The sequence below is a fragment of the Streptomyces sp. NPDC051172 genome (genome assembly GCF_040682555.1).
Classification (GTDB): Bacteria; Actinomycetota; Actinomycetes; order Streptomycetales; family Streptomycetaceae; genus Streptomyces.
This window is the reverse complement of sequence record NZ_JBFBBE010000271.1, coordinates 1-2772: the sequence shown is the minus strand read 5'-3', so window position 1 is coordinate 2772 and position 2772 is coordinate 1. Positions and strand designations below refer to the sequence as shown.

The window sequence follows — 2772 nt, the reverse complement described above, 5'->3', positions numbered from 1 at the left end:
ACCACGATCTTCCTTTATTCTACTACTGCTTCCCGCGGGCCCGGGTTTTGTATGGACGCACACCGGCCCACCCCCACTCACCGCACGCGGGGCGCTCCCCCCGCGGGTGGAGCGCCCCTCAAGAACAGCCGGTGCAACAACAGCCGACCGCCGACTCGGTTACTCGCCGGACAGCACCGCCTGGGCCGCCTTGCGCGCATCCACGGCGCTCTCCGCGGCCCGGGCCGCCGCAGCAGCCCGCTCGCACTGGGCCAGCGTGTACTTGCCGAGAGCGGCCCGCACATAGGGAATCGATGCCGCGCCCATGGAGAGGGAGGTGACACCAAGACCGGTCAGCACACATGCGAGCAGCGGGTCGGACGCCGCCTCACCGCAGACGCCACAGCTCTTGCCCTCGGCCCTCGCCGCCTCCGCGGACAGCGCCACCAGGTCGAGCAGCGCGGGCTGCCACGGATCCTGCAGACGGGACACCGCACCCACCTGACGGTCGGCCGCGAACGTGTACTGCGCCAGGTCGTTGGTCCCCAGCGACAGGAACTCGACCTCCTGCAGAATCGACCGAGCCCGCAACGCGGCCGAAGGAATTTCGACCATGGCGCCGAACTTCGCCTGCAGTCCCGCTTCACGGCACGCGTCCGCGAACGCCTTGGCGTCGGCACGGTCCGCGACCATCGGGGCCATGACCTCGAGGTAGACCGGCAGCCCTTCCGCGGCCTTCGCGAGTGCCGTCAGCTGGGTGCGCAGAACCTCGGGGTGGTCGAGCAGCGTCCGAAGACCACGTACACCCAAAGCCGGATTGGGCTCGTCGGCCGGCGTGAGGAACTCCAGAGGCTTGTCTGCGCCGGCGTCCAGCACACGTACAACCACACGGCCCTCGGGGAAAGCCTCGAGCACCTGCCGGTACGCCTCGACCTGCTTCGCTTCCGACGGGGCGTTCTTGCTGTCGTCCAGGAAGAGGAACTCGGTACGGAACAGACCCACACCCTCGGCCCCGGCCTCGACTGCGGCCGGCACATCCGCGGGTCCGCCGACGTTGGCCAGCAGCGGCACCTTGTGACCGTCGGAGGTGGCGCCTGGGCCGGTCGAGGCGGCGAGCGCCGCCTTGCGCTCGGCGGCCGCGGCCTCCAACTGCGCCTTCTTCTCCTCGCTGGGGTTCACGAAGATCTCGCCGGTGCTGCCGTCGACAGCGACCATCGTGCCCTCGGCCAGCTCACCGGCACCCGGCAGCGCCACCACGGCCGGAACACCGAGCGCCCGCGCAAGAATCGCGCTGTGGCTGGTCGGCCCACCCTCCTCGGTGACGAAACCGAGGACCAGGGCGGGGTCGAGCAGCGCCGTATCGGCAGGAGCAAGGTCACGTGCAATAAGAACGTATGGCTCGTCGCTGTCCGGAACACCCGGCATCGGCACCCCGAGCAGCCGGGCGACGATACGATTCCGCACGTCATCCAGGTCGGCCACCCGACCCGCCAGGTACTCGCCGGCACCGGCCAGCAGGGCCCGGTACGCGGCGAAAGCGTCGTACACGGCACGCTCGGCCGTGCTCCCGACGGTGATACGCCGTTCGACATCCGCCATCAGCTCGGGGTCCTGCGCCATCATGGCCTGCGCCTCGAGCACCGCCTGGGCCTCGCCCCCGGCCAGATTGCCGCGCGCCATCAGATCGGCCGCCACAGCGTCCACGGCCTGGCGGGCGCGCCCCTGTTCACGCTCCGCGTCCTCCGCCGGAACCTGCTTGGCAGGCGGCTCCAGCACCGCTGTCCCCATGTGCCGAACCTCGCCGATCGCCACACCGTGACTCACACCGACGCCTCGCAGCGTTGTCTCCATCTCACCGTCTCCGATAGTGCGGCGGGTCCCGCCGCCGCTGTGGTTGTCCTGCTTGCCGTCATAGGACGGCACTGACGTCACTTCCAGACGAAGAGACTGTCGCCCGCCTTCACGTCACCGTCGTCACGAAGATCGGAGAGAGCCTCGGCCGTGGCCTCGAGCGCCACGATGGGGCACACCGCCGACTTCCCGGCGGCTTCCACGGCGGCCGGGTTCCAGCGGACCACGCCCTGTCCCCGCGTCACGGTGTCGCCCTTGTTCACGAGCAGCTCGAAGCCGTCACCGTTGAGCTGCACGGTGTCGATGCCCAGGTGTGTGAGGACACCGTGCCCGTGCTCGTCGACAACGACGAAGGCGTGCGGATGGAGAGAGACGATGACTCCGGCCACGGGAGAAACGGCCTCGGACGGCTCTCGCACGGGGTCGATGGCCGTACCCGGGCCCACCATGGCCCCGGAGAAGACTGGATCCGGCACTGCTGCCAGGCCGATGGCGCGTCCTGCAATCGGGGACGTCACGGTGGTCATGGGAAGCCTCCCAGAGGTGGAGATCCATATGGGCCGTCACTGCCTGTACCGGACGGCGCACTGTGGAGCAGGGTATGTCAGATGAACTGCCGGTTCCGCATGGAAGATACCGGATAGTGGTCTAGACCACCAGCTCTATCGATTTGCACCCGCTTCCCGGCCGCGTGTACAGTCGTACTCCTGCTTGAGGCCGAGCGGCGCGACTGAGCGTCCTGGCTTCAGCGGCACCCACACTTGTCAGATCCTATCTCGGGGTCACCTTCTGCATGTCTGCAGGGAGGTGGTCAGGGGGACGGAAAAACACTGATAGAGTTTGGAACACCGAAGGGAAGCGCCCGGAGGAAAGCCCGAGAGGGTGAGTACAAAGGAAGCGTCCGTTCCTTGAGAACTCAACAGCGTGCCAAAAATCAACGCC

General features: G+C 68.0%; 2 protein-coding genes. Both read right to left on the bottom strand.

Annotated features, from left to right (window positions below; genetic code table 11):
• Window positions 1-159: 159 nt before the first annotated feature.
• Window positions 160-1830: a phosphoenolpyruvate--protein phosphotransferase gene (gene ptsP / locus AB0N07_RS50225; RefSeq protein ID WP_365847593.1), complete on the bottom strand. Its 1671-nt coding sequence runs from the start codon at window positions 1828-1830 to the stop codon at window positions 160-162.
• Window positions 1831-1907: 77 nt separating this feature from the next.
• Entirely contained in the window at window positions 1908-2357 is a 450-nt protein-coding gene (locus AB0N07_RS50220) for a PTS glucose transporter subunit IIA (protein WP_365847591.1), read from the bottom strand.
• Between the last annotated feature and the right edge of the window lie 415 nt (window positions 2358-2772).

What these genes read in the sequence shown, in the direction of transcription:
- ptsP (WP_365847593.1), bottom strand. Translation starts at nt 1,830, where the DNA reads ATGGAGACAACGCTGCGAGGCGTCGGTGTGAGTCACGGTGTGGCGATC.
- AB0N07_RS50220 (WP_365847591.1), bottom strand. Translation starts at nt 2,357, where the DNA reads ATGACCACCGTGACGTCCCCGATTGCAGGACGCGCCATCGGCCTGGCA.